This is a genomic window from Comamonas sp. A7-5, assembly GCF_039581385.1.
Classification (GTDB): Bacteria; Pseudomonadota; Gammaproteobacteria; order Burkholderiales; family Burkholderiaceae_C; genus Comamonas; species Comamonas thiooxydans.
This window is the reverse complement of sequence record NZ_JBCPWO010000014.1, coordinates 100791-123325: the sequence shown is the minus strand read 5'-3', so window position 1 is coordinate 123325 and position 22535 is coordinate 100791. Positions and strand designations below refer to the sequence as shown.

Below are 22535 nucleotides of genomic sequence, written 5' to 3'. Positions count from 1 at the left end.
TCAGGAAGGTTTGGCAAACGCGCTTGTGGACTGTGTGGATCGGTGATTCATCGGTCATCACGCGATTGTCTCAGAGGAGGGTGCTGCTCCGGTGCGTATGGCTGGAAACGGCCAGGAGCAGCCGTTCGCGAAGGCTGCTTGGCCGACTGCTTCAAGCTGAGAGCTGACGTAGGGGCTTCATCATCGAAGGTCGGCGGCGATCAACAGCTGAACTTGATGGTCTCTGGCTGCAATCTCCAAGAATCGGCATTCAAGGATTTCCGCAGCCCTTGTCGGCGACCACCCCGATCCGACCCCTTGACGACGAATCACCGTGCCTTCAGGCAAAATCCAGAGGATCGGGGCAAGCCTGGCGTCAGGTCTGCTGGGAAGCCCACCTTGAAGAATGGAACAGCATCAATGGCACTGACGAAGAAGGGCGAGTTCATGTACGGGACGACGTCCGGCGACACCCAAGCCGAGCTGCGCAGCTACAGTGTTGCGAATCGCCATGAGGCCGTCCGGTTTGCCTCGTCCAAATGCAATTGCGGGTGCCGGACTTTTGCGCTGCAGACTGATGAAGAAGCAGGCGTGGCAATCCGCACCTGCACCGACTGCGGGCAGAGACACCTGATGGGCGACAGCGCGAACTACGTTGAAGAGGCCGCCCCCGAGGCGCACGAGTGCGTGTGCGAGAACGAGGTGTTCGAGCTGATGTCCGGCGTCTCCGTGTACGAGGGCACACATGACGTGCGCTGGTACTACATCGCTTGCCACTGCGTGGAATGCAATTTGGTTGGGGTCTTCGCAGACTGGAAGTGTGAAGCGGGTGATGCGGCGGCTTTCCTCGCCAAGGTATGAGCGCGTGCCCTCCGCAGAGATCCTGCTCGCAGGCTCGAGCGGCCGAGTAGTGTCATGAGGTGGCCCGGTGGACTTGGCTGTATCAATGACGGCAATCGCTGCATAGCGAAAGTAGATGGGTGAAGTAGCTTTTGCAGTCGTTAGGGCTCTGCTCGGTCTGCGACGGAACATATCAACGCGGACATTTCCCTGTTTGTTAATTTCCACGCAGAACTGACCCGCAGGGGATGCTGTCGATGTTGGCCGGATCGATGCCTGTTTTCTGCAGTGCAAGTCGGCACAACAATGAATTGGCCGCGAAGGCGAGCATCGCCACCGCGGCGAGAGCGTTTGCAAGAAGGTGCGGCCAGCACGCGTGTCAACCATGGCTCATTACGATGATTGCAGACCAAGACAGCAGCGCGATACCTAGCGGCTTGCTGAGACGCCGGCCCCAGGGGATGTTCTTTTCGATCGCCATCATGGCCGCGAGCAGGAGCATCCAGCCGAGGCTGCCGGTACCGAGCGCAAACATCAACAGCATCAGCGCCCAGCAGCAGCCGACGCAAAACAGGCCGTGGTGAGCGCCAAGCGCGAACGCCTGCCGTGCTGGGTGCTCACCCCCATGCCAGTGCTCGATCACGAAGCTCAAGGGTGTGCGACACTTTTCCAGGCATTGGTACTTGAGCTTGCTAAATTGAAAAACACCGGCCAAGGCAATGGTCGCCGCACCCAGCAGCCAGCCATGCCAAGCCAGCGTGGGTACGCTGGAGAGCAAAGACAGCACCGCAGAGTGAAGTGCGTGTGCCAGCAGCCCGAAGCCCCCCCATACCGCCATATAGCCCAGGCCGAGCAGCATGCAGAGGCGCCCATGGTCCGTGCGCCCGGTCGTCAACCGATCAAAGGCGTTGAACAGCGGCAAGGTGGTGGGTAGCATCATGGCCGCCGTCATCAGGATCCAGGCAACGGCGTAAAGCGCCATGGGTACGACCACATCGCCGGCGGGAACGACACGGCACAGAAACGCTGCCGGCCCTTCCGCCGTCCAGTCACCGTGTTCGAGATAGCGACCGTAAGGGCTGCGCGCCCAAGCCCACAACGTCACCCAGGCAAGCACCACCAGTGCTGCCAAGACCGGCAAGAACACGCGACGGTGACGGGTGGCGCTGGTCAGCGTGGGGCTTGCCTGCGGCGTCATTGGGAAATCTCCGCGCTTGTGCTCCGATCGCTACTCGCCTTGGATTGACCCGGCGGCTCAGGCGTCGAAGACAAAGGTGCTCTGCAGGGCGTTGTGGTTCTTGATATCGAGGTCGATGGCGAGGGCGGCGTTTTTTGATCGGTAGGTCGGAGCCTTGCCTACAAAAACCGGTGCCCCGGGTACCGTCGAGAACACGGTATCGGAAAGCGTGGTCTGCCTATTCATGGCCCCACGATACGGCTCGAGTTCAGCGAAGTAGTCCTTGCCGATCTCCAACTGGCCCTTACCCTCCTTGACCGTGAAGCGGATGGGTGCTCGCTCCACGGATACCACCTCGCCGATCAGCTTGGCGAGATCGGCGACCGGCCCCCCGGCCTGGCCGGTGTAGACCTTGAGCAGCGCTTCCTCTTGTGCCTTGGAAGCCTGGTCGTCGACAAAAATCGCGGCCCTCCAGTTGCCTTCCAGGATATTGCCGGGAACATGGGCTACGGCAGCGATGGTATTGCCGCCCACGTCAACACCATCGACGTTTCCCTTGTCTATGCGCCAAGCGACGATGGTGTCGCAAGTGCCGTAGTCCGGGTCCTCGCCAATCCAGCAGGGGCACAGAACCTTACAGTTACAAACCTCGAGCAGGCGACCTTCCAAGTGATAGCTCATACGAACCTCCATGGGAGCCACAGGAACACGCACTTGTCGTCTTGGCTCGCGGCGGCAAGATGAACAATAATTCTGCGCAGCGTGGCGGATCAGGTCAAACTCGATGACGTGCCAATTGCGAGGTTATTGGGTTATTCAACCTCGGAGGCGAATGAGCACTTCGGCGTTGGCAATCTGCAGCGTCATTGAAAGACGGCCCGTGGGCGACAACGTGAGCTTGGTGTGCGCCCTGACAGCAGTCATTCGACTTGTGATCAGGAAATTGTTCGACAGGCCACTATCGGCGGCCGGTACGAAGTGGTGCTCTCGGCCAGGAGCAGACCTCTAACTTGAGGGCAGAATTTCGGCCATGAGCAACGACTTTAATGAAGAGCTGCCATGGGATGCGACCCTTGCGAACACGCTCCCTGGGCAATTGGTTCTCGTTGGACTTGCCTACTTTGACGTGGGTGCCGAGGAGCCTTTCGAGCAGCAACAACTGCTCGGTCGCGTCGTCCATGCCGATGAGCGCAAGGGAATTCTTTTATCACTGGAAGGCCAGCGAGCCGGCGAGCAGTTCCACCTACCTCCCGATACGCGTTCTTTTCGAAAGGCTGAGCCCGGCGAGTACCGGCTTCGGAGCACTGGCGAAGTAGTGGTGAACCCGGACTTCACGGTGACGTTCTCGATTCAGAAGCAAGCGAAGACTCGGCGCGACAACTGAAGACGGCCGGAAGCGGACTCCGACTAACGACGGCCATGAGGTGACGGAGAATCTGCACATTGCGAACATGAATCGTTTACTTAGTGAAAGAGACAACACCGTGTCCAACATACGAGAGCTGCTGCGGAACCTAAAATCCTTGCCCGGCCCATATAAGCCTTTCGACATCACGCTTGCACCCGCCAACCCCGAAGTCCTTTTCGTCGAATGGCTGCAGATGGCCATCGACGCTGGAATCCGAGAGCCGCACTCGATGACCTTGTCTACCGTGGATGCTGACGGACATCCCGATGCGCGTGTCTTAATCCTCAAAAATGTAGATGACCACGGTTGGCACTTCGCCATCACACGCAGCAGCCCCAAGGGCCACCAAATTTCCTACAAGTCCAATGTGGCACTGACCTTTTATTGGCCTGCACTTGGACGTCAAATCCGCATTCGTGGTGTTGCGCACGACATGGGTCCTCAAGCTCAAGCAGCCGATTTCTTGGCGCGACCACATGGCTCTCGCGCCGGAGCTCTACTCGGTCGGCAAAGTGATGTTCTGGACTCTGATAGGGAATTTGAAGATGGGTTGGCCAAACAGCTGGAGCGGCTTGAAGAGAACCCGCAACTCATCTCGCCCGAATGGGTTGTCTATGCTGTGCGGCCTGACACCATTGAGTTCTGGCAAGGTCATGAACAGCGGCGCCACATACGTCTGCGCTACAGACGCGACGGCGCTGTTTGGACAACCGAGCGCCTATGGCCGTAATGTTACGTAGCTCGGAGCGGGCGGCGGTTGGCTGGCTGCTCTTCGGCGGTTAATTCGCTAGGGCGACGGTCAGCATAGGGTTGTTTACGGACTTGGGTTGTGCCGAGGCTCGCATAAGGCTTTGCGCCAATCCCATGGCGCGATTGGCCCGGCCTCTCGCCAAAGTCCAACTTTTCGAGCCTTGGCCTCTTGCTCTGCAAACTCGTGTTGCCCGCGCTCCTGCGGTGACTGTTCGCGGGCATATGCGCGATACCAGCAGCAAGCAAGCGCGTTTTTGTGCATGGAACCGTATTTAAAATCAAAGACTTAGGTGATTTTTATGCCGTCAACTGCAGAAAGCAGGACTGATGGTATCGACGAGGCGGATGGTATGGGCGACGTTCGGTGCCATGCAAAGTGCCATCGAAACCCGCCGACTTCGCAAGACCGGCTAGTTCCAGATAGGACTAGATAGAAATGAAAAAAGCCCGTGAAAACACGGGCTTCCATGAGAAAAGAGTCTAAAGCTTGCGTGTCAGTTCACGACAGCGCTTTATTCCCACTCGATTGTCTTTTGCAAGAAAAAGTCATTCAATATCAACATCTTAAAAATCAATTCATTCACGATGCCATGAAAAATACCATCGAACGCCAAGAGAGCGGTTGAGTCGGCATCGTCAGACCTAGCGATGCTGGCCAACCCGCCGGCGCTCGACCTCCCCCTTCGATAGCACGCTCGGCCAGGTTGCCAGTTCGTCGCCGGTGAGGCTCGCAAGGATTTCGGGGAGGCGCTTTGTACTGACGTGGCTTGGTGGCTCGAACACGTGTCCGGCCGCGATCAGTTCGGCCTCGACTTCCTCAGTGATGAAAAACGGCTCGGTCTGGTCTTCCTGATACGGCTTCGTCATGCTGCTTCCTCCTGGCGTTCATCCTGGCAGGCGGCCAGGGCTATTCATGCATTTGGGCTGTCCTATGCCTTCACCAGCTTCGCGGCGCTGGGATCGTAGATGTAGCCGGTGATGCTGCCATCCTTGATGCGCGCGACGGCCTCATCGATCACGAACAGCGGAACGAGAAACCATTCCTCAGGCTGCACAGGATGACCGAAGCGGTCGTTGATGGTGATGTTCAACCGCGCGGGCGCGAACAGCCTATGAAACAGGTTCTCCATCCTGGTGCGGTTGATGCCGGCGAGCTTGTAGGTCGCCACCACTTCGACCTTCGCCAGCAGGTAGGTGGAGTCGTGTTCGGCGTTGGCAATGCGCGTCTCCACCCTGCCCCCGGTCACGCCCATCTTGTGAATGATGTCGCGGTGCTGCGCGACATAGGGATGATCGGAGAGGGAGCGCAGGACGTAGATCGTGCCGCTTTCGACATCATCGGCCTCAAGCTCGCCGCCGAAGGAGAGTTGCCCACTCTCGGGCGAGGCCAGCCGCCGCGCGGCGGGGTCGTTGTAGAACGCTCGCTGGAGCGAGCGCAGCAGCAGATTGCTCTCGGTTCCATTGGAGAAGATGAGGCGCAGGCGGCGGTCCACTTCCCCGGCGGTGGTCTTCAACGGCTCGCCGACCTCGGCAACGTAGAGCGTGATGCCATCGAGAATGAAAAAGTCCCCGGCTTCAATCGCGCGGCGGCCCGCTTCGATGGGCTGGGACTGGCGCATACCGGTTTTGACCTCCGCTTGCACGCGCTCGAACAAGGGTCGAAAGGTCTCGAAGTCCTCGCAGGGCTTGCGATCCGCGATCTCCTCGGCGGCACGCTTGTCGGCGCTGGTGCGGACATGGCGTAGAACTGTGATGTCGTCCGCTTCCGCTACGCCCGCCAGCTCTGCAGCCAAGTCGTCGATGTCGATGGCTTCATCTGCCGAAGCGGCAACGGCAGGCGCAGCGGCAAGCAAGCCCTGATGGTCCAGCGGCTCTAGCAGGGCGCGGCAGTCCGGGAGCGCGCGCAAACGGTCCAGACGCACGGCGTAAAGGCGCTCGAATATGTCGCGGTCCTCACCGTGCTGCGGCGCACGGCCGTGCTTTTCGGTGAAGCGTTGGATTTCCTCGAAGCCCGCGATGACGCGCTCCTCACTGGCCGGCCGTCCGCCCTTCTTCTCAGGAGGTGCGAACTCGGCAAGCTCCGCAGCGAGTTCGTCAAGATCAGAGTTACTCATAGCGTCCCTCCGCCTTGAAGCGCATGAAGGCGGCCGCGCCTTCGGCCATGCGTCGCTCCCAGGCATCCTGGGAATCGAGCGCCGGAATGCGGCCGCGCTCCTTCTTGAACTGGACGGCGCGAACGGCCATCTCCCTCGCCTCCTCCGGCGTCAGGCTCGTGCGCTTGGCCGAGATGGCCGCCGCGACCTGCTTCAAGCTGTCTTCGCTCATGGTCTTGGCAAGGATGGCGTAGGCTTCCCCGAACGGATTGATGCGGTCGATCAGGTCGATGTCCAACTCGCGCACATCCATCGCGAAGCGGCGCACGCCGTCGATTAGGGCGGTGTTGGGTGATCCATCGTTCTCACCTTCGGTGACCAGCCGCTTGGCCTGCTGCGTGAGGTTGAGGGCAGCAATGGCGTGCTGACGCACGGCCTCCTGATCTTCGGCGTCAAGCTCGGGATATTTGTCCTTGATGATCTTGCCCATGCGAACCTGCGTCAGCTCCTCGGGCACCAGCTCCTCATCGAACAGGCCGCGCTCGATGGTGGGCTTATCCTGCACGAAGGCCGCAATGACTTCGTTCAGGTCTTCCTGACAGATTCGCGCCGCCTCCTTGCTCTTGGGCTCGGCGAGGCCCTTGATCTCGATCTGGTAAGCCCCTGTCTGCTCATTGACACCGACATTGCAACGGTCCGCGTCGTAGCCACCCTCGCCGTAGTTAAATCCCGGCGTCGGGCCGCTGTCGGGGTTCTTGGGCTTAAACTCGAAGCGCGGAGCAAGAACCTGCTCCATCAGCAGGCTGGCTGCGATGGCCTTCAACGTATCGTTGACGGCCTCGGTGACAGCTTCCTCGGCCGCGTCCGGCTCGGCGATCAGGTTGGTGAACCTCGCGCGGGTCTTACCAGGCGCGTCGCGGGTTGCACGGCCGATGATCTGAACGATCTCGGTCAGGCTGGCGCGGTAGCCCACGGTCAGGGCGTGTTCGCACCAAATCCAGTCGAAGCCTTCCTTCGCCATGCCCAGCGCGATGATGATGTCCACATGGTCGCGGTTGTTCTTCTGCGCCGGGTCTTTGAGCGCGGCGGACACGCGGTCGCGCTTAGCGGCGTCGTCATCGACAAGGTCAGCGAGGCGTAGCACGCGGCCATCGGGGCGCTTGACGAGTTGGAAGCCGGTGACGGCGTCGATGCCCTGCCACTCCCCCAGCGCCTCGATGATGTGTTCCACCTCGCGCATCTTGTCCTTCGTGCTCTCGCGCGAATTGACGTTGGGGATGTGAATGATGGTCTTCTCGGCGGGATCGAGGACATTGAGGATGTCATCAACGTAAGGCCCGCTGTAGAAGAAGTAGCCGATGTCGAGTTGCTTGAGGTACTCGTAGCCGTTGAGCTGCTCGTAGTAGGTGTAGGTGACGGTATCAAACTTCGACTCATCCTGCGGTGCGAGCACGGCCTCGGCGTCGCCACGAAAGTAGGAGCCGGTCATGGCAACGATGTGCGTCTTGCCCCGCGCGAAGAACTGCCCCAGGTGCAAGCCGAGCTTGTTATCCGGGTTGGCCGAAACGTGGTGGAACTCATCGACCGCAATCAGTCGGTCGTCGAACGCCTCCACGCCGTAGGCATCAACCGCGAAGCGGAAGGTCGCATGGGTGCAGACCAGCACCTTGTCGTCGCCTTCGAGGAATGCGCCCAGCGACTTGACCTTGCCGCCGTTGTCGTTGCCTGGCGCGTTGCACAGGTTCCACTTGGGTTCGACGTGCCAGTCGGACCAGAAGCCGTACTTCGACAGCGGCTCGTCGTTGAAGCTGGCACCGATGGACTTCTCCGGCACAACGATGATGGCCTGCTTCAATCCTTGGTTCTTGAGCTTGTCGAGTGCCACGAACATCAGCGCACGGCTCTTGCCCGATGCGGGCGGCGACTTGATAAGCAGATACTGCTCGCCCCGCTTCTCGTAGGCCCGCTCCTGCATGGGCCGCATCCCAAGCGCATTTGCTTTGGTCGACGCACCGTTGCGGGCGTAGGTGACGGAAACGGACGGTACGGACTTGATCTTGTCACTCATGCGTTGGCTCCCGCTTTGCGCTTCTTGCCCTTGGCCGGTGCAGCCGAAGCGGTCATCTTGGTATAGAGGTCAAACAGCTTTTCCAGCCGCTCGGTGTCGTTCTTGAAGCGCCGGCCGATGTAGATGCGCTCCAGCACTTCGTCGTTGCGATCATGGGCGGCGCGAAGATCAGCGGGCATGTTTTCGGGGTCGTACAGGTCCGCTATGGTCGCGGGGAAGTGATGCTCCCGCGCCAGCAAAATGTCCTCAGCGCAGCGCGTGAGGTCGGCCTTGTTCTTATCCGTCAGTGCCGGAACGGGAAAGGTGTTCCAGCCGACAGTGTTGGAGTAGGAAAAGTCGGTTCGCATGCGAACGCACACGGTCCCAATCCAAACCCAATGCAACTTCGACACAATTAGCGCCATATTCCACAGCGGGGCGTCATATAGTGCAAAACACTTGTTTGACGCTATGACGTCAGCCGTCAAGTAGTCGCAGGGCAAGTAGGGTCGGTTCTCCGAGCTAACGCCAGGAACGAGTATTTGATCCCGCCGCGCCACGCCCGCGATTTGGACGAAACGGTGTGGCTGCTTGGCGAACTGACGTGTAGATTCGGCATCTGACTGCTTGCGATTCTCCGCCACTAACCGCAAGCGCTCAGAAATGAAGACGCTTCTCTTGGCAGACTCCACGTCCTTGTCCGCAATCCACAAGCAGTACCGTAGCTTGCCGTTTATTAGCTCGGTCGAACCGACAAATCGCTTGACGAAGGGGCGCGCATCAACGTCTTCGGCAATGACCTTCTCTGCCAATTCGGCATCAAGAAAAAGGTGTCCGCCATCGCGTGGCATGTTGCCGAACAGCATCGTGGACTGCTCGCCAATCGGGTCATTGGCCTTCTGAACATATGCGAGGCTATCCGGCACAAGATACGGACCGATAGCAGAGCATTGCTTGACTAACTCCTCCTGATAGAGCCTCTTGGGTAGCGTCGATTTTTCACCCAGACCGACGATCACCACCGTCACGCCAGCGTTGTGACTGGCAAGGTTCGCCCACTTGAACGAAGTGTGTGCAAAGCGGATTTCGTAGCCACGCTGGAAGGCTACCGGCCAAACGTCAATGGCCTGCTGGCCCTGGCATATGCTGTTGGTTGCCACGAAGGCGGCAACTGCATTTGGAACGCTGTCAGCGTAGTCGAAGAAGCGCGCAAACCATCCTGTCACGAAGTCGGTCGTCTTCGCCAGTTTGGGGTGCTTGACCCAAGCGTTTGCCAAATCGGCTTTTTGTTCGTCGCTCTGCCATTTGCTGCCCTTGTACGGCGGATTTCCGCAGATGTACGTCTCGCCGCCTTCGTTCTGAAAGTCGATCTCGGCTTGATCGAGTGGAGTTTCAAAGAGGTCGTCCGCCTGCAGCTTCACGCCAGTACCGGTCGCAGGGCACACGCTCAACCAGTCGATTCGCAGTGCGTTGTGACACGTAATCCAATTCTCGTTGCGCAGAGGCAGAAATTCAGCTAGCGCCAGCTTCTGCCCCCGGTACAGCACATCGCACTGGTACTCGGCAATGACCAGTGCGAGACGGGCGATTTCGGCCGGAAAGTCGCGTAGCTCGATCCCGCGAAAGTTGGTGACCGGGATTTCTGATGCGCGATCCGGTTCGCCGCGCCGCCGGTTGATCTCGGCCTCTATGGCGCGCAATTCCTTATAGGCGATGACCAGAAAGTTGCCCGAACCGCAGGCCGGGTCGAAGACCCTGATCTTGGCGATGCGCTTGCGCAGGTTGAGCAACATGCGGGCGTTATCGCCCGCTTCCTCCAGCTTTTCCCGCAGGTCGTCGAGGAACAGCGGATTCAGCACCTTCAGGATGTTGGGGACACTGGTGTAGTGCATGCCCAACTCGCCGCGCTCCTCGTCCTCGGCGACGGCTTGGATCATCGAGCCGAAGATGTCCGGGTTGATCTTGGTCCAGTCCAGGCCGCCGACGTGCAGCAGGTAGGACCGGGCGATCTTGCTGAATCGGGGCACTTCGTCACCGCCAGAGAACAACTGCCCGTTGACGTATGGGAAGTCTTCGGCCCATCGGGGAATCTTGGCGGCGGCCCGGTCCTCGCGCTTGGTGTTCATGGTGCGGAACAGCGTGGCGATGACCTCGTGCGTGTTGGACGAGTCCTTGGCGCTCATCTGCGCGACTGTTTCAGTGAAGCGTCCCTTGCCGACGAAGATGTCGGTGTCCTCAGCAAAGAAGCAGAAGATCAGCCGCGCCATGAGGTTGTTCATGTCATGGCGACGCTCTGCCGTGCCCCATTCAGGGTTGTCTTTCAGCAGTTCAACGTACAGGCGATTCAGGCGGCTGGTGGCCCGGATGTCGAAAGCGTTTTCACTGATCTGGCGGACGGTGCTGATGCCCGCCAGCGGCAGGAAGAAGCCGAAGTGATCGGGAAAGTCCTTGAAGGCGCAGGCGACGGTCTCGCCGCTGGTCAGGTCTTCGGCCTCGAAGTCCGCGCCGTCCGTAGCAAGGATGAACTTCGCCTTGGCCTTGGCCGTCGCCGGGCTGGCCTTGAGGGCGGCCAGCGTCTGGGTCACCCGCCCTGCGTCGCAGGTCAGGATGTGGATGTTGCTGGTCTGGAGAACACCGCCGAGGTCAGACTTGTTCGACGCCCCTGCGCGCAGGCGCTTGATCGTCGTCGCCTTGTTGCCGAAGGCTTCAAGGAAGGCGTAGGGGAACTCTGCACGGTCGAAAGGGTGCTCCGCGAGATCGGTGATGGCTTGTTCGATTTCTACGGCGTTCATGGGCGGGTAGCCCTCCCTCTGAGCGAGGCCGCCTGGCTGTTGCTGTTCTGCGGGGTGCTCATGTCTTGTCCTGCGTCTTCTCGGCTATCTGCGCGGCAATCCAGCGATCCAACTCGCTGCGACGAAACCGCCAGGTCCCGCCCAGCTTGAATCCCGGTATCTCCCCCTGCTGGGCCAACCGGTACACGGTCTTCTTCCCTGCCTTGAGGTAGACCGCCACTTCGTCCAGCGTGAGAATTTCGCTATCGGGTTGGTTCATGTCAGGCGGCTCGCTTGGTGTCGCACGGCGAAGTCTTCCAAAGTTTGGCCAAGTTTACCATTCTATTCACCCAAATGAACCCCGAATCTCATGGGCAGGAGGCCATAGATTCGCCCGGCACCGCGCGTTGCGGCAGGCTCGCGTCACCGGTGAGACGGCAAAGCCATGTGCTTTAGCCGTCAGGGTGCAGATGGTTGACGCCAAGAAGGTGGTCAGCGTTTTTCACTCCAGGGAAAAGCAGGCCGCGTAGTAGCCTGCGACCTCTTCTGGATGGGATAGGTTGAGCAACGTCAGCGTAAGGTGTGCGATGGGCAAAGAGAAAACAGAGAAGGTGAACATGGAACATTGGCTGCATGAGCGAATCGGCCCGGCCTACGATGCGTTGAAGGCCGACCCAGGCCGCGCCGTTACTGCTGACCAAGTGCGCGCCCGGCTGGCTGACGTCGCTCAAGCTATCGAACTGGCCCGCCGCGTCGATGCGGGCCTGGAGCCCCTCACACCCTTTGACCCGGCCCAGGACTTGACCACCGCTGAAGCCGTGGCCACATTTCTGGCCGACGCCGAGGCTACGGGCGACTCGGCCTATATCGAGCACGCACATCAAGTCGCGGCACGTGCGCGAATCATGCACAACATCGCGTCGTGAACGACGCGGGCCACATCGCCATTCCTGGCGGTGCTGCAGGTGGATCTCATCGCCAGAAGCGACGATGCGAGATCCACATCGCCGGAAGAGTGAAGCGGCCGTCATCGCCCGATCTGGCGATGCTCGAGCGCCGGCACGCATCGCCACTTCCGACGATGGAGGCCCGGAAGCGACAAGGGCGGCCATTGGCCGCCCTTGCTGTTCCTGGCGCGTGACTTACGCGGTGGAAAGCGACTGGCGCACGGCATCCAGCGCCTCACGGAAGTCGGTCGGTGTCGCGCGACCTGTCTCGGCCTGGTAGAACACGACCATGAAGGCATTGGCGACCGCCTCGGCCAGCGGCCCGAGCTGCCGGGCTGCGTCCTGATCGATCCAGTCCAAGGCCGCGAGTTGCGCGGCCGCATGATGAACTGCCTGGGTTGCGTTGGTAGGATTCAGAGTTGCCATGATTCACCTCTCCATCAGGTGGGTTAGTGGAAGTGTCGGCCGGCCCCACGCCGGCCGACGCGCCTTTCATGCTGGCGTCGAGCGATTCACGAAAGCAGCAACTTCATCATCTGTATCGGCAGCCTGATTGCCGGCCTGCTCGCCGGCCAAGCTGTTGCCATCGAAAGCCGGAGGCTCGGCTGCCGCGCCGGCCCGGATCGCCGTTGCCACCTGGCCGCCGATCGTTTGGCCCATGCGCTCCTGGAAGCCCTCTGCGAGCTGCACGGCCTTGCCCTTGAGCACAGCACCTGCGCCTTTCGCCAGCTCGCCGGCGGTGCCCGCTGCCAATGCTGCGGCACGAGTCAAACCACTGGGGCCGGTGCTGCCCGGCGCGGCCTGATGGCTGCCCTGCTGCCCTTGTCCTGCCCCGCCGGCAGCGGACTTGGGTTCGCTTTTAGCCGCCTTGTCGGCACCGTTGCCACTACTGGCCGTCGAGCTGCCGCCCTTGTCGCCGGCGCCGGCCTTGTCGTCACCCTTCGCGCTGGCCGAGCTGCTGCCGAGTGACGTGCTATTGCCACCCGACGACGAACCGCCAAAGCCTGCCGCCTGCGCGAACGGTGATGCCCCTGCGCCGGCCGAATCCTGACCGCTCGATGTATTCGCGCCGCCCATGCTCGCCATCATGTCCACACCTGCGCCGACATCGCTCGTCGCGCTGCCCTGGGCCTTCTCGAAAGCGGCCTTGACGGCCGAAGCCCCGCCGGCGAGGTTGGCCGCGCCACTCATCACGGCAGCACCGGCCATGCTTGCAGCACCAGCCGCAACACTGGCCGCACCCATCGCAGCACCTACAGCAGCGCCCGCACCGAAGTTGCCGATGCCGCCGGCGTTCCCAATTCCCGTGCCGGAAATGATGCCGGCGATCAGTGGCGGCACACGATTGACCAGCATCAGCAACGCCACGCAGAAAACCAGCATCACGCCCAGCTCTTCAAAGTTCAGCGTGCCGGTGTTCATCCTGGCGTAGAAGCTGGAAAGCAGGTCGTTCCCGATGCCGACCAGGAGCACCATCGTCATGATCTGCACGGCCACGCCCAGCACCGTCTTGTAGTAGTTGATCGCCATGTCGGAAGTCCAACGAGAGCCACCGAAGCCGAGGAAGAAGATGCCGGCGTACATCAGCAACCACCCTGACACGAGCAGCAGAAGCATGTTCACGGCGACAACTGCCAGCAGGATCAGGATGCCGACGCTCAAGGCCACACCAATGAAGCTATCCACGGGCGACCAGATCGACGAGTTCGTGAATGCCTGCTTCAAGATCATGAAACCGATATCCACGATGCCCGAGGGTGTCACCGACGCCACCCCGGATGCCTGCTCACCGATCCGGGCCAGTGACTGGATGATCGAGTTGGCGAAGGCCGGGCCGTTGCGCAGTAGCCAGAGGAAGAAGCCGAAGAACAGAATGAAGCGGATGAACTCGGCGAAGAACTCGCCAATGTCGGCCTTGCGCAGCGCCATGAAACCGAACGTCCAGACCAGCGAGATCGTGCCCAGCGTCCAGAACAAGAACGTCGCGGCGTTCATCACCACTGTCTGCCAGGCCGTGGCCCGCGTGGCGAACTCCGTCACCACTTGGTCAAGCATCCCCTGGTTGGTGAGCTGGGCCGACGCAGCGGTGGAGTAAAGCGCGAGAGTGACGCCGATCAGCGCCGCCTTGTGCAGTGCTTTCATGGTTTCACCTCCTGCCCCTTCGAGCCTTTCGGATCGGCCAGCTCCAGCCAGTTCATCGGCCGCTCGGTCGGGGCGATGCCGCCGCCGGCCGGCGACCGGCGCGAGCACAACCCGGCGAAGGTTTCGCGCGTAGCCCTATCCTCGATCTTCTTGATCGCCTCGATCTGGCAATTGGTGTCATTGACCTCGGGCATGGGCGGAATGGCCGGCTTGTTGTCGCAGCCGGCCAGCATCGCCGCCGCGAGGCCGGCAAGCAGCATCGTCTTTTTCATGGTGCTGGGCCTCCGTCAGCGGGTCAGTTCGAGCCAGTTTTTCGGGGTGGCCGTGCGCTCGATCCTCGATTCCCTGGAAGTTGCCCCGGCTGCCGCCTGCTGGGCTTCCTTGTCGGCGTCGGCCTGCATCTTGGTCGCCACCGCGTTCTGCTGCGCGATCAACAGGCCGCGAATCTGCAAGAGCTGGTTGGCCTGCTGGCTGGCGAGCTGGTTGGCGTAGCCGATGGCCTGCATCTGCCCGGTTGCGCCCTGCGCCGAGGACTGGAGCCGCTGCAACGTCGCTGCGTCGGCGGTCAGGTTGTCTTGCTGCTTGTCGAGGCCCTTGAACAAGGCATCGTTGGCCTTCTTCTGCGACTCGCTGGCGAGCTGCTGCACGTTCTTCATGGCCGTCCACTCGGCGGCCGAGCAGCCGGTGGCCGAGAAGCACGGCGACCCCTTGTAGTAGTTCACGTCCTGGAACTTGCCGATGTAGCTGTCCAGGCTGCCGAGCTGGTTCTTGTAGTAGTTCAGCGTGTTGGTGGCGTTCATCAACCCGTTGATGGTCGATTGCGCCTGATCCCAGATATACGCGGCCGGGGCCATCGTGTTCTGGAGCTGGTTCTGATACTGCTGGAGCTGGGTGCTGTACTGCTCAATTTGCTTGAGCGTTTGAGCCACCGACTCGATGGCCGTCATGATGTTTTGCGACAAGTTGGTGCCGTCGATGACGGGAATACCAGCCTGCACAGGCGTGATGACGATGCTGCCGGCCAGGGCGGCGGCGAGCGCGGTTTTAGCCGCTAAAAAACGAACGTGCTTCATGAGCGTAATCTCCATTCGATGAAAGAAAGGCAATGCCCTGACCAAGCTCGCGCTTGCCCATGGCAAGGTTTCATCGAAGAGCTACGCCACTAGCTGATCGGTATCGCCCTGGGCACTGAGGCCCGGACTTCTGTGATTCTGTTCTTGGCCCTTACGGGGTGTCGCTGGCCCTACACGCCCTCCCAAGGATTGATGACAGTCACACCGGCCGCTTCATAGGGCGATGTGTCGCGTGATGCCACGATAAAGCCCCGCGATGCGGCAACGGCCGCGATGTAGCCGTCTGGCGTCGGGAAGCCACGCCCGCCGTTCTTGGCCGTCACGGCCAGGTCGGCGTAGTGGCGCGCTGCATCCGTGTCGAACGGCAGCACCCGATCTTTGAACAGCTCCAGCAGTTCGTTCAGGGCGCGGTCGAGCATGTTCTTGCGCTTGCCTGCTGGCAGCGCCCGGATGCCAAACAGCAACTCGGCCAGCGTGACGCTCGACAGATACAAGGTTTCCGCCGCCTGGTCGTTCAGCCAGGCCCTTACGCCCGCGTCTGGCTCTGGCTTCATCGCCTCAGAAACGACGTTGGTATCCAGGACGATCATTCAGTCAAAGCTCAACGGTTTGGCCGGCGTCTTGTCGCGCACGCTCTCGAACACAGCGAAATCTTCATTGGTCAGCCCGATCTTGCGACCGATGGCGGCCAAGGCTTCGCCCACGCGCACGCGCTTCTCTGGCTTGACCACAGCCGCCAGAATCTCGCGCACCTCCGCTTCCGTGCTGCGGCCGTGCTGAGCCGCCCGCACGCGCAAAGCGCGATGCACGTCATCAGGCACGTTCCTTACAGTCAAGATTGCCATAATTCAAAACCTCTCATTTGCTGTCCATGACTGCAATCATAGATAAATGCAGTCACCTGCGCAAGCATCAAGCTCCACGCCCCTTCCTGCCCTGGCGTCTCGCCCTCTTGGCTTCCATCTGCGCCCGTATCCGGGCCTCGCGCTGCTCCAACTCGGACGGTGCCGACTTCTGGACCCTGGACGGCTTCGGGGCCGAGGTGGTCGGCACTTGCGCCGGCCGTTGGGCCTCGCCCTCAATGTGCAGGTTGTCGAGCTGGCCAAGCGTGCGCAGGCCATGCCGGCGATGCGGCGGTGGTTCCGGGCCGGCTGCCGGCACGCCTGGCCGGCGCTTGACCTCGGCCTTCGTGGTCTCGGCCTGCCGCCGGCTTTCCAGGGCTGGATCGGCGAAGGTGATAGGAAGCTGCGCATCGACCGCCGCTCGGATCACGGCGGCCTTGAACGCCACGCTGCCGCTGACGGCGATGCGCTCGCCATAGCGTTCCATCGCCAGGCGCAGCGCCGCCGCCACGCCGGCGCGGTCGGCTTGGCTGGACACGGCCAGACGCTCGCCATCATCGCGCACAGCCGAGTTGCCGGCGCGAAAGATGATCGTCCCCTTCTTCGTGATGTTGTCCACCGCCGGCGCGCGACCGGGCTTCGCCTGGCCCTCGCCCCGGATGGTGTTGCCCTTGAGGCCCTGGGCCGCCTCGCGGGCGCGTAGGGCGGCCAGGGCGTCGGCGCTGCCGTGCTGCGCCTCCTTCTTGAGCCAGTCGGCCCACGTGCGCCGGCTGTGCTCGGCATAGAGCGCGGTGCGCTCCTGCTGGAACTGTTTGTTGATCGCCTGGATTTCGCTGCGCAGCGCCTTGCTCGCCTGGGCGTACAGCAGCTTCTTGTTCGTGCGGCCCTCGCCGACCACCTTGATCGTTGCGCGGCGCAGGCGGTTCGACCGCTTGGCCGCCTCGATCAGCCGATCCTTGCGATGCCGGGCGCGCTCCAGGGCCTGGCCGCGCGCCGTGGTCAAGCTCTGCTGCTCGGCCTTGTACTTCGCGTACAGCTCCACGGTGTTGACGCGGAGACGGATGGGGTCTTTGCGGTACTGCCGCTTCGCGGTGGTTTGCGCCTGCCGTTCGGGCGAAGCCTCGAACGGGCCAAGCCGCGCCTCCAGGCTCGGCTTGGAAAGGTCGCGGGCTACTGTGCTCGCCTTCACCATCGTGCCGTCGCCGGCCTCGAAGACGAGGCCATTGGCGCGGACGCGCAACTCCAGGCCGTTTTCGCGCATGACCTGGTGCAGCTCCTGCCAGGACTGCGCGCCCTTGATTTCGTCCAGGCACTCGCGCTTGATCCAGCCGACCAGGCTTTCAACGCCGGCGTGCCGCTCCATGTCGGCGGCCCGGCCCTCCGCGCCGCGCTTGCGCGGCTCGTGGTTGTCGCGCTCCAGGCCGTAGTCGCGCTCCAGGGCCGTGCAGAGTTCCGCCAGCGCCCGGTGCGGGTAGTACGGCTCGTGCATCGTGTGCCGCGTCGGGTGAATCTTGTTGATGGCGATGTGGATGTGCAGGTTGTCGGTGTCGTTGTGGACGGCACTGATTCGCTGATGCTCGCCATAGCCCAGCCCGGCACAGATGCGTTCCTCAATCGCGCGCAAGGTGTCGGCGCTCGGCTGCTCGCCGGCCCGGAAGCTGACGATCAGGTGGTAGGTCTTGTCGCCCTTCGCGCGGGTGTTCGTGTGCTGGGTCGCCAGCACCTCCGTGATGGCGTCCTGGATGGAACCGGCTTCGCAGTTCGTCGCCTGCACCTGGCCCAGCCGGTGGTCTTTGCTTTGCGCGTCGGTGATGTAGTTCGCAAGACCCGCGAAGTCGCTCTTGCCAAGCGAGCGCATCGGCACGTGCTTGGCGATCATGGCCGGCCTCCGGGCTTTTTAGCCGCTAAAAAGCTCAAGGCTCGGCCCTCGGCTGAACCACTCCGGCGGTAGCCGGCTGCCTCGCAGAGCAGGATGACCCGTTGAGCGCCCCGGCGCGAATAAGGGATAGTGAAGATAGATAACCGGCTCGCCGGTTAGCTAACTTCACACATCCTGCCCGCACCATCGCGTTGATTCTCGACAATCGACTCACCTAATCTCACGCGATAAGCACGCCATTGACGCGCAATGGCACGCCAACCGCGGGAAAACAGATAAAAGTTGCCGGTTTACGTGCGCTTGCTGCGATTCACCCGGGCGGTTGCAGCGTTTCACAAGACTGCTTACAGCGATTGAATACGGACCTTGTTGGACGTTCTTCATAGCAAGCGTGCTGGCTCAAGTCCGCTTCGCCGGACCGGCGGCCTTACCTTCTGAACTTGGCATCGTCAGGTCGGCCGGCGCATTGGTGATGTGCTGTTGGACGTATTTCAGGAACGTTTCGTAGCGAAACGGAATGCGCCCGATCTCGTGCATGTGCTCCCAGATGATCTTTAGCGCAAAGCCTGCGGCCATCGCCTCCATCACGTTCGAGCGCGCCGCCATGAACGCTGGCAAGTAGTCCTTCCGCGTCAGCCGCCCGCTTTTCTGCTCGCGCTTGAGACGAGCGGCCAGTTCCTGCTCAATCCTTGTCGTCATTTCCGTAAACCTCCGTTATCAACTGAACTACTCCGAAGGTTACGAACTGGCAGCCTACACAACATTCCAATAGTTGGCCGAATTGGTTGACATGAAGGACTCGACGCGACAGAAAATGCGGTAGACGCCATTCAGCAACGCCGAAAAAGTTTCAACGCCAAGAGGAAAAGGCCGGAAGAATCCCCGCAGCTCCGCCCCTCAAGTGTCAAAGAGTGGGATCTCATCGTCGGAAGTGGCGATGCGAGATCCAGCGCCGGCGGCCGTCATCGTCGAATGTGGCGATGGCCCTCGGTGCATCGCTGGATGTGGCGATGGTCGACCGTGGCCGGGATGTGGCCAGCCTCGCCGGAAGTGACGATGCTGCAGCTTCGACGTGCGCGCGAAAAGAAGGCCGCCCTTATGACGTGGCCGGGAATCGCATTGAACTGTTGTATGTTGTAGCGTGCTACAACATACAACATACAACATACAACGCCTGCCTATCGACACTTGAGGGGCGCTATGTTTTAGCCGCTAAAAAGATCAACCAGGAGCTGACCACCTTTCTGGCGTACAACTCAACGGCCGAAGGCCGCAGGCAATGGCTTGGCGTCGCCCTACAGGGCGGCGGCAAATGCCGCGCCTAGTGGATGATCTTGGAAGATCATGGATGGAATTTGCGGACTGACCGCAAGCCCGCGCCGTTACTGTGTTTTCCAGTTTTTGGCAGGGAACGTTGCTACGGGTGAAGGGGAACGTTGCTACGGAGATTGGGGAACGTTGCTACGGGCCTCGGCCTCCCGATTTCCCACTTTCCTTCTGCATACTCGTTCACCTTCCAGCCCACGGCATCAAGCTCGGCCAGGGCCTTGCGAGCCTTCTGCCGGCGCTTCTTCATGGCCTCGGCGTTCGCTTCGTCCGGCCAGACGTAACCGCAAAGCGTATCGAGTTCTGCGCGCCCGGCTTTGCCAGGGTCGATCCAGCCGCACAGCCGTTGATGAATCAGGCGAGCCGGGTCGGTTTGGAGCGCCCGCACCTCGGCCATCTCGATGCGGGTGTAGGGGCGCCGCCCAAGAATCGCCTCCGCAATCTGGGGATTCAGCGCAACGAATAGCCGCCCGTCTTCGTCGTCGAAGGCATAGCTCATCAGGTGAAAGGACCTTTGCCGGCTTCCTTTTGTGACTACCACCGTCACGTTCGCCATGCGGAGCAAGCACGCCTTGATCGCCCTGATGTTGTCGCCGCCATCGGTCAAGCCGATTTCGGCCAGTAGGCTTGTCATGCTCTCGCGTACGACAAGCGCATCCTGCCCAACCGCGTCGAACTTCGGCTCCAGGAATAGACGGAGTTGCCTCGGCAAATCCGCTGTTGGCTGTGGCGTCAGGATGATGCCCTTCGGCCCTCCAAGAGCCACAAGGCCTTGCAGCAATCGCATATCGTCAGCGCCAAGAGGCTCAAAGCCGACGAATCGCGCTTGTTCATTCTCGGCATAGTGATACGTCACATCGAGCTTGAACTTCTTTCGTTCGCCGCGCTTGAGACTGCGGAACAAACCGGGAACCAAACAGTGCATTGGGTCGTGCCTGGCATGGGTGAGGTCAAAAGCCATCGCCTCGCCTCCGACCATCACGTCCCTTTTCCTCATTTCTGCGGGCCTCATACAGCTCCACCGGCAACAGCACGCCGCCAGCGTGCCGCATGTACCAGCGATCAAGCGGCGTGGCGTCGTAGTTCTGCTTGCTGACGCCGAAGCGCACGAAGTAGCCACGCCGCTCATCGCCGATGGGCTGCCGGTCATGAGCGCGGTCGCTGAGGCGCTTCGCCTCGTCCTCAGTCATGCGCGCGACGTAACCGCACCACCTGGCGTTATCGATCAGCGCGGACGCACCACGTGCGGCCTGTTGCTGGTCGGTCTGCCCTTCGCGAGCACTTCCCTTGCTGACGTGATGCAGGTAGAGCACGGATGCGCCCGTGGCAGCCGCGACCTGCTCCAGCACAGCCACGAGGCGGGCCATATCGCCGTTGCTGTTCTCATCGAGGGCGTGGATGCGGCTCAGGGTATCCAGTACGATCAGCCTCGCTCCGGCGCTGTATTCGATGACGCGGCGCAACTGAACCTTTTCCATGATGTTCAGGCGCTTGCCCATGATCGGCTGAAGCGCAAGGTTCTCCGCTATGGCTTCGCGGGCTGCATGCCCGAGGTGCTGGCCGATGGCGTGAATGCGCCGTACAAGCGCGGGCGGCGGGTCTTCCCCGGCCAGATAGACCACGCGCCCGGTGTGTGCGGGGGCCAGGCCCACGAGGTCGCCGCCGGCAACGCTGCATGCAATGCTCATGGCCGCTTCCAGCGCCCAGAAGCTCTTGCCTGTGGCCCCCGGGGCGACCAGCGCGCCCACAGTGCCCGCAAGGAAGCCGGGCCATATGAAGTCAAGCACCGGCGGTTCTTGCTCGAAGGCCGCCAGTACATCAATCGCCATGACGCTGTTCCCCGCTCAGTACAGGGACTCGTCGCTCAACACCTCGGCGATCTGCGAAGTTCGGAAGTAGACCCGCCGGCCGATCTTCAAGCGGGACTTGTTGATCCGCCCCGCCCACTCGCTCGGTGCGCGCAGGCTGATCCGTAATCCATCCGGCGATCGATCCAGGACAGAGGCGAGCTGTGCCATGCTCAGCAGCGGGCCGAAGCGTTGCAGCAGCGTGTCTTCCATCGTCATTGCGTAAACCTCCGTTATCAACTGAATTGCAACGAAGGTTACGCAGCGCCAGGCTTGCTTGGAGCCTATTTGTTGTCGATAATGGTTGACATGGAAAGCGAAGAAGACGCGCAGAAACGCCTTGGCCCTTACTACATTTCCATCTGGGAAGGATGTGCGCCTGGCGTTTCTCAGGCTATCAAAGACTTTCGCGAACGCTGGAAGCCATACTCCATATCCTCAAGACGCTACCCCATCTGGCGACTGATCCACGAAGTGGTCGACCCCGCCGTGAGCGCGTACTTGGCAACTCTACCGGCACGCTATTCTGGTTACGTCCCCGGCGCGGGAACAGGAATCGGCTTCAGCGCAATTATTCGACTGGTTGGGTTTGATGCGATGGTTCGTGTGCAACGGCAGTTGCTACGCCAGTTCATCAAGACGGAAGACACGCAAACAGCCAGAGATCAACGCTTTGTTGCCTCGTTCGAATCATTAATCGACTTGGTTAGTGACTGTGGCCGAAAGCGTCCAAAGACCTCAACTGCCGTCAGGGGCGTCAGTCTCAATGCAGAACGCAAACATGGCTTTTGCGATCTCTGCGGAAATCTTTCGGAGTTTTCAGCCTTCATGGCCATAGTCGCCGAGGAGAAGGTCAATGATGTGGAGCTTGAAAACCGCAAGAAGCTTGAACTCAGCCATCAGTATTGCAACAGGCATCGCCCCAAACTTCCGAATGGCGAATGGAACCCTGTATACAGACAAGCGAAGCGGTCGCTCAGCCAGTTTGAAGTCGAAGTAGCGAGGCTCAGCCGCCAATGCGCCAGGCCGTCCTCACCACAGGCAGCGGCGTCGGGCGATCCACTGGTAGATAGCTATTACTACCGCTATTTGCTGCACAAGGGAGTGCAGCCGGCAGACAAAGCCGCGCTGCGCAATCTGGCCCGATTGATGGTGGACAATAAGCTGTCGGACACCAAGAAAAAAATGCTGGTTCTTCTACATTCCGGGTTCAATCAATCAGTGATCGCAAGCAAGTTGCAAGGCCATAGACAAAAATCCCTGACTCGCCAAGCGGTATCTAAAGCACTGACATCGATTTCCGAAATATTCGACCTGAGGAAACCCAATAGGCACTTCGTTTTTTGACGCCCATCTTGTCAACCATAATCGCCAACAATTGGACCGAATCAACCTGCTTCGCCAGGCACCATCA

General features: G+C 60.9%; 25 protein-coding genes and 2 pseudogenes. 7 read left to right on the top strand and 20 right to left on the bottom strand.

All coding sequences use genetic code 11. The annotated features are described in order from the left end of the window. The first annotated feature begins 399 nt into the window (after positions 1-399). Complete coding sequence (locus AAIL67_RS20050; RefSeq protein ID WP_063661305.1) at positions 400-840, top strand: hypothetical protein; 441 nt, start codon at positions 400-402, stop codon at positions 838-840. 226 nt (positions 841-1066) lie between these two features. On the opposite strand, the pseudogene AAIL67_RS20045 reads toward AAIL67_RS20050, so the two are convergent. The 3 genes and pseudogenes from AAIL67_RS20045 to AAIL67_RS20035 all read right to left on the bottom strand — a co-directional run. Beyond that, a pseudogene (locus AAIL67_RS20045) lies at positions 1067-1150 on the bottom strand (EamA family transporter); the annotation flags it as partial. A gap of 48 nt (positions 1151-1198) precedes the next feature. Continuing rightward, the gene (locus tag AAIL67_RS20040) at positions 1199-2017 is read right to left on the bottom strand and encodes a DUF2182 domain-containing protein (protein WP_343484665.1); all 819 of its coding nucleotides are present in this window, start codon (positions 2015-2017) and stop codon (positions 1199-1201) included. A gap of 57 nt (positions 2018-2074) precedes the next feature. Then, positions 2075-2677 (bottom strand): DUF1326 domain-containing protein, encoded by a 603-nt coding sequence (locus AAIL67_RS20035; protein ID WP_343484664.1) that lies wholly within the window; start codon positions 2675-2677, stop codon positions 2075-2077. A 349-nt stretch (positions 2678-3026) separates the two neighbouring features. Here AAIL67_RS20035 and AAIL67_RS20030 point away from each other — a divergent pair, with 349 nt between their 5' ends. Together AAIL67_RS20030 and AAIL67_RS20025 are read left to right on the top strand one after the other, a co-directional pair. Continuing rightward, the gene (locus tag AAIL67_RS20030; protein WP_343484663.1) at positions 3027-3380 is read left to right on the top strand and encodes a hypothetical protein; all 354 of its coding nucleotides are present in this window, start codon (positions 3027-3029) and stop codon (positions 3378-3380) included. 67 nt (positions 3381-3447) lie between these two features. Next, positions 3448-4134 (top strand): pyridoxal 5'-phosphate synthase, encoded by a 687-nt coding sequence (locus tag AAIL67_RS20025; RefSeq protein WP_034390401.1) that lies wholly within the window; start codon positions 3448-3450, stop codon positions 4132-4134. 84 nt (positions 4135-4218) lie between these two features. Here the strand turns inward: AAIL67_RS20025 and AAIL67_RS20020 are convergent. Then, a pseudogene (locus AAIL67_RS20020) lies at positions 4219-4389 on the bottom strand (thermonuclease family protein); the annotation flags it as partial. Positions 4390-4603: 214 nt separating this feature from the next. Here AAIL67_RS20020 and AAIL67_RS20015 point away from each other — a divergent pair. Next, positions 4604-4780, top strand: coding sequence for a hypothetical protein (locus AAIL67_RS20015; protein ID WP_343484661.1), 177 nt, complete (start codon positions 4604-4606; stop codon positions 4778-4780). Between the two features lie 16 nt (positions 4781-4796). Here AAIL67_RS20015 and AAIL67_RS20010 read toward each other — a convergent pair whose 3' ends face one another. The 5 genes from AAIL67_RS20010 to AAIL67_RS19990 all read right to left on the bottom strand — a co-directional run bounded on the left by AAIL67_RS20010 (position 4797) and on the right by AAIL67_RS19990 (position 11345). Then, positions 4797-5021, bottom strand: a complete 225-nt coding sequence (locus AAIL67_RS20010; protein WP_343484660.1) for a hypothetical protein — start codon at positions 5019-5021, stop codon at positions 4797-4799. 62 nt (positions 5022-5083) lie between these two features. Next, a complete protein-coding gene (locus tag AAIL67_RS20005; protein WP_343484659.1) occupies positions 5084-6268 on the bottom strand; it encodes a GIY-YIG nuclease family protein in 1185 nt (394 codons plus the stop codon). Continuing rightward, entirely contained in the window at positions 6261-8315 is a 2055-nt protein-coding gene (locus AAIL67_RS20000) for a DEAD/DEAH box helicase (protein WP_343484658.1), read from the bottom strand. The genes AAIL67_RS20005 and AAIL67_RS20000 overlap by 8 nt, the downstream gene beginning before the upstream one ends. After that, positions 8312-11086, bottom strand: a complete 2775-nt coding sequence (locus AAIL67_RS19995) for a DNA methyltransferase (protein WP_343484656.1) — start codon at positions 11084-11086, stop codon at positions 8312-8314. The genes AAIL67_RS20000 and AAIL67_RS19995 overlap by 4 nt, the downstream gene beginning before the upstream one ends. A gap of 58 nt (positions 11087-11144) precedes the next feature. Next, positions 11145-11345, bottom strand: a complete 201-nt coding sequence (locus AAIL67_RS19990) for a helix-turn-helix domain-containing protein (protein WP_010378957.1) — start codon at positions 11343-11345, stop codon at positions 11145-11147. Positions 11346-11682: 337 nt separating this feature from the next. On the opposite strand from AAIL67_RS19990, the gene AAIL67_RS19985 reads away from it, so the two are divergent. Next, a complete protein-coding gene (locus AAIL67_RS19985) occupies positions 11683-11991 on the top strand; it encodes a transcriptional regulator (RefSeq protein WP_343484668.1) in 309 nt (102 codons plus the stop codon). A 216-nt stretch (positions 11992-12207) separates the two neighbouring features. On the opposite strand, the gene AAIL67_RS19980 is transcribed toward AAIL67_RS19985, so the two are convergent. The 8 genes from AAIL67_RS19980 to AAIL67_RS19945 all read right to left on the bottom strand — a co-directional run bounded on the left by AAIL67_RS19980 (position 12208) and on the right by AAIL67_RS19945 (position 18647). Further along, a complete protein-coding gene (locus AAIL67_RS19980) occupies positions 12208-12438 on the bottom strand; it encodes a type I toxin-antitoxin system ptaRNA1 family toxin (protein ID WP_343484655.1) in 231 nt (76 codons plus the stop codon). Between the two features lie 66 nt (positions 12439-12504). Continuing rightward, complete coding sequence (gene trbL / locus AAIL67_RS19975; protein WP_343484653.1) at positions 12505-14154, bottom strand: P-type conjugative transfer protein TrbL; 1650 nt, start codon at positions 14152-14154, stop codon at positions 12505-12507. Then, positions 14151-14426: an entry exclusion lipoprotein TrbK gene (trbK, locus tag AAIL67_RS19970; RefSeq protein ID WP_033945644.1), complete on the bottom strand. Its 276-nt coding sequence runs from the start codon at positions 14424-14426 to the stop codon at positions 14151-14153. The genes trbL and trbK overlap by 4 nt, the downstream gene beginning before the upstream one ends. 15 nt (positions 14427-14441) lie before the next feature. After that, positions 14442-15227: a P-type conjugative transfer protein TrbJ gene (gene trbJ / locus AAIL67_RS19965; RefSeq protein ID WP_343484652.1), complete on the bottom strand. Its 786-nt coding sequence runs from the start codon at positions 15225-15227 to the stop codon at positions 14442-14444. Between the two features lie 170 nt (positions 15228-15397). Then, positions 15398-15817 carry a type II toxin-antitoxin system VapC family toxin gene (locus tag AAIL67_RS19960; RefSeq protein WP_033945647.1) on the bottom strand — a complete coding sequence of 140 codons (420 nt, stop codon included), beginning with the start codon at positions 15815-15817 and terminating at the stop codon, positions 15398-15400. Beyond that, complete coding sequence (locus tag AAIL67_RS19955; protein WP_033945649.1) at positions 15818-16072, bottom strand: plasmid stabilization protein; 255 nt, start codon at positions 16070-16072, stop codon at positions 15818-15820. A gap of 67 nt (positions 16073-16139) precedes the next feature. After that, a complete protein-coding gene (gene traI / locus AAIL67_RS19950) occupies positions 16140-17948 on the bottom strand; it encodes a TraI/MobA(P) family conjugative relaxase (RefSeq protein WP_343484651.1) in 1809 nt (602 codons plus the stop codon). 399 nt (positions 17949-18347) lie between these two features. Then, positions 18348-18647, bottom strand: coding sequence for a TraK family protein (locus AAIL67_RS19945; RefSeq protein WP_017760541.1), 300 nt, complete (start codon positions 18645-18647; stop codon positions 18348-18350). 281 nt (positions 18648-18928) lie between these two features. Between AAIL67_RS19945 and AAIL67_RS19940 the strand changes: the two genes are divergently transcribed. Continuing rightward, entirely contained in the window at positions 18929-19273 is a 345-nt protein-coding gene (locus tag AAIL67_RS19940; RefSeq protein WP_343484650.1) for a hypothetical protein, read from the top strand. A 92-nt stretch (positions 19274-19365) separates the two neighbouring features. Here the strand turns inward: AAIL67_RS19940 and repC are convergent, their stop codons facing one another. From repC to AAIL67_RS19925, 3 genes are read right to left on the bottom strand one after another with little or no spacing between them, the layout of a single operon-like run. Continuing rightward, positions 19366-20235, bottom strand: coding sequence for a replication protein C, IncQ-type (gene repC / locus AAIL67_RS19935; RefSeq protein ID WP_033945669.1), 870 nt, complete (start codon positions 20233-20235; stop codon positions 19366-19368). Then, positions 20225-21103 (bottom strand): helicase RepA family protein, encoded by an 879-nt coding sequence (locus AAIL67_RS19930; RefSeq protein WP_343484649.1) that lies wholly within the window; start codon positions 21101-21103, stop codon positions 20225-20227. Before AAIL67_RS19930 ends, repC begins: the two co-directional genes overlap by 11 nt. 15 nt (positions 21104-21118) lie before the next feature. After that, positions 21119-21340 (bottom strand): hypothetical protein, encoded by a 222-nt coding sequence (locus AAIL67_RS19925; RefSeq protein ID WP_017760538.1) that lies wholly within the window; start codon positions 21338-21340, stop codon positions 21119-21121. A 90-nt stretch (positions 21341-21430) separates the two neighbouring features. Between AAIL67_RS19925 and AAIL67_RS19920 the strand changes: the two genes are divergently transcribed. Then, entirely contained in the window at positions 21431-22468 is a 1038-nt protein-coding gene (locus AAIL67_RS19920; protein WP_343484647.1) for a LuxR family transcriptional regulator, read from the top strand. The last annotated feature ends 67 nt before the right edge of the window (positions 22469-22535 follow it).

Bases quoted from the DNA above. Each gene is read 5' to 3' on its own strand.
- AAIL67_RS19955 (WP_033945649.1), bottom strand. From the start codon at position 16,072: ATGGCAATCTTGACTGTAAGGAACGTGCCTGATGACGTGCATCGCGCT.
- trbL (WP_343484653.1), bottom strand. From the start codon at position 14,154: ATGAAAGCACTGCACAAGGCGGCGCTGATCGGCGTCACTCTCGCGCTT.
- AAIL67_RS20000 (WP_343484658.1), bottom strand. From the start codon at position 8,315: ATGAGTGACAAGATCAAGTCCGTACCGTCCGTTTCCGTCACCTACGCC.
- AAIL67_RS20030 (WP_343484663.1), top strand. From the start codon at position 3,027: ATGAGCAACGACTTTAATGAAGAGCTGCCATGGGATGCGACCCTTGCG.
- AAIL67_RS19920 (WP_343484647.1), top strand. From the start codon at position 21,431: ATGGAAAGCGAAGAAGACGCGCAGAAACGCCTTGGCCCTTACTACATT.
- AAIL67_RS20005 (WP_343484659.1), bottom strand. From the start codon at position 6,268: ATGAGTAACTCTGATCTTGACGAACTCGCTGCGGAGCTTGCCGAGTTC.
- AAIL67_RS19925 (WP_017760538.1), bottom strand. From the start codon at position 21,340: ATGACGATGGAAGACACGCTGCTGCAACGCTTCGGCCCGCTGCTGAGC.
- AAIL67_RS19985 (WP_343484668.1), top strand. From the start codon at position 11,683: ATGGAACATTGGCTGCATGAGCGAATCGGCCCGGCCTACGATGCGTTG.
- AAIL67_RS19980 (WP_343484655.1), bottom strand. From the start codon at position 12,438: ATGGCAACTCTGAATCCTACCAACGCAACCCAGGCAGTTCATCATGCG.
- AAIL67_RS19940 (WP_343484650.1), top strand. From the start codon at position 18,929: ATGGCCCTCGGTGCATCGCTGGATGTGGCGATGGTCGACCGTGGCCGG.
- trbK (WP_033945644.1), bottom strand. From the start codon at position 14,426: ATGAAAAAGACGATGCTGCTTGCCGGCCTCGCGGCGGCGATGCTGGCC.
- AAIL67_RS20050 (WP_063661305.1), top strand. From the start codon at position 400: ATGGCACTGACGAAGAAGGGCGAGTTCATGTACGGGACGACGTCCGGC.
- trbJ (WP_343484652.1), bottom strand. From the start codon at position 15,227: ATGAAGCACGTTCGTTTTTTAGCGGCTAAAACCGCGCTCGCCGCCGCC.
- AAIL67_RS20025 (WP_034390401.1), top strand. From the start codon at position 3,448: ATGAATCGTTTACTTAGTGAAAGAGACAACACCGTGTCCAACATACGA.
- AAIL67_RS19945 (WP_017760541.1), bottom strand. From the start codon at position 18,647: ATGACGACAAGGATTGAGCAGGAACTGGCCGCTCGTCTCAAGCGCGAG.
- AAIL67_RS20010 (WP_343484660.1), bottom strand. From the start codon at position 5,021: ATGACGAAGCCGTATCAGGAAGACCAGACCGAGCCGTTTTTCATCACT.
- AAIL67_RS20040 (WP_343484665.1), bottom strand. From the start codon at position 2,017: ATGACGCCGCAGGCAAGCCCCACGCTGACCAGCGCCACCCGTCACCGT.
- repC (WP_033945669.1), bottom strand. From the start codon at position 20,235: ATGGCTTTTGACCTCACCCATGCCAGGCACGACCCAATGCACTGTTTG.
- AAIL67_RS19930 (WP_343484649.1), bottom strand. From the start codon at position 21,103: ATGGCGATTGATGTACTGGCGGCCTTCGAGCAAGAACCGCCGGTGCTT.
- AAIL67_RS19990 (WP_010378957.1), bottom strand. From the start codon at position 11,345: ATGAACCAACCCGATAGCGAAATTCTCACGCTGGACGAAGTGGCGGTC.
- AAIL67_RS20035 (WP_343484664.1), bottom strand. From the start codon at position 2,677: ATGAGCTATCACTTGGAAGGTCGCCTGCTCGAGGTTTGTAACTGTAAG.
- AAIL67_RS19960 (WP_033945647.1), bottom strand. From the start codon at position 15,817: ATGATCGTCCTGGATACCAACGTCGTTTCTGAGGCGATGAAGCCAGAG.
- traI (WP_343484651.1), bottom strand. From the start codon at position 17,948: ATGATCGCCAAGCACGTGCCGATGCGCTCGCTTGGCAAGAGCGACTTC.
- AAIL67_RS19995 (WP_343484656.1), bottom strand. From the start codon at position 11,086: ATGAACGCCGTAGAAATCGAACAAGCCATCACCGATCTCGCGGAGCAC.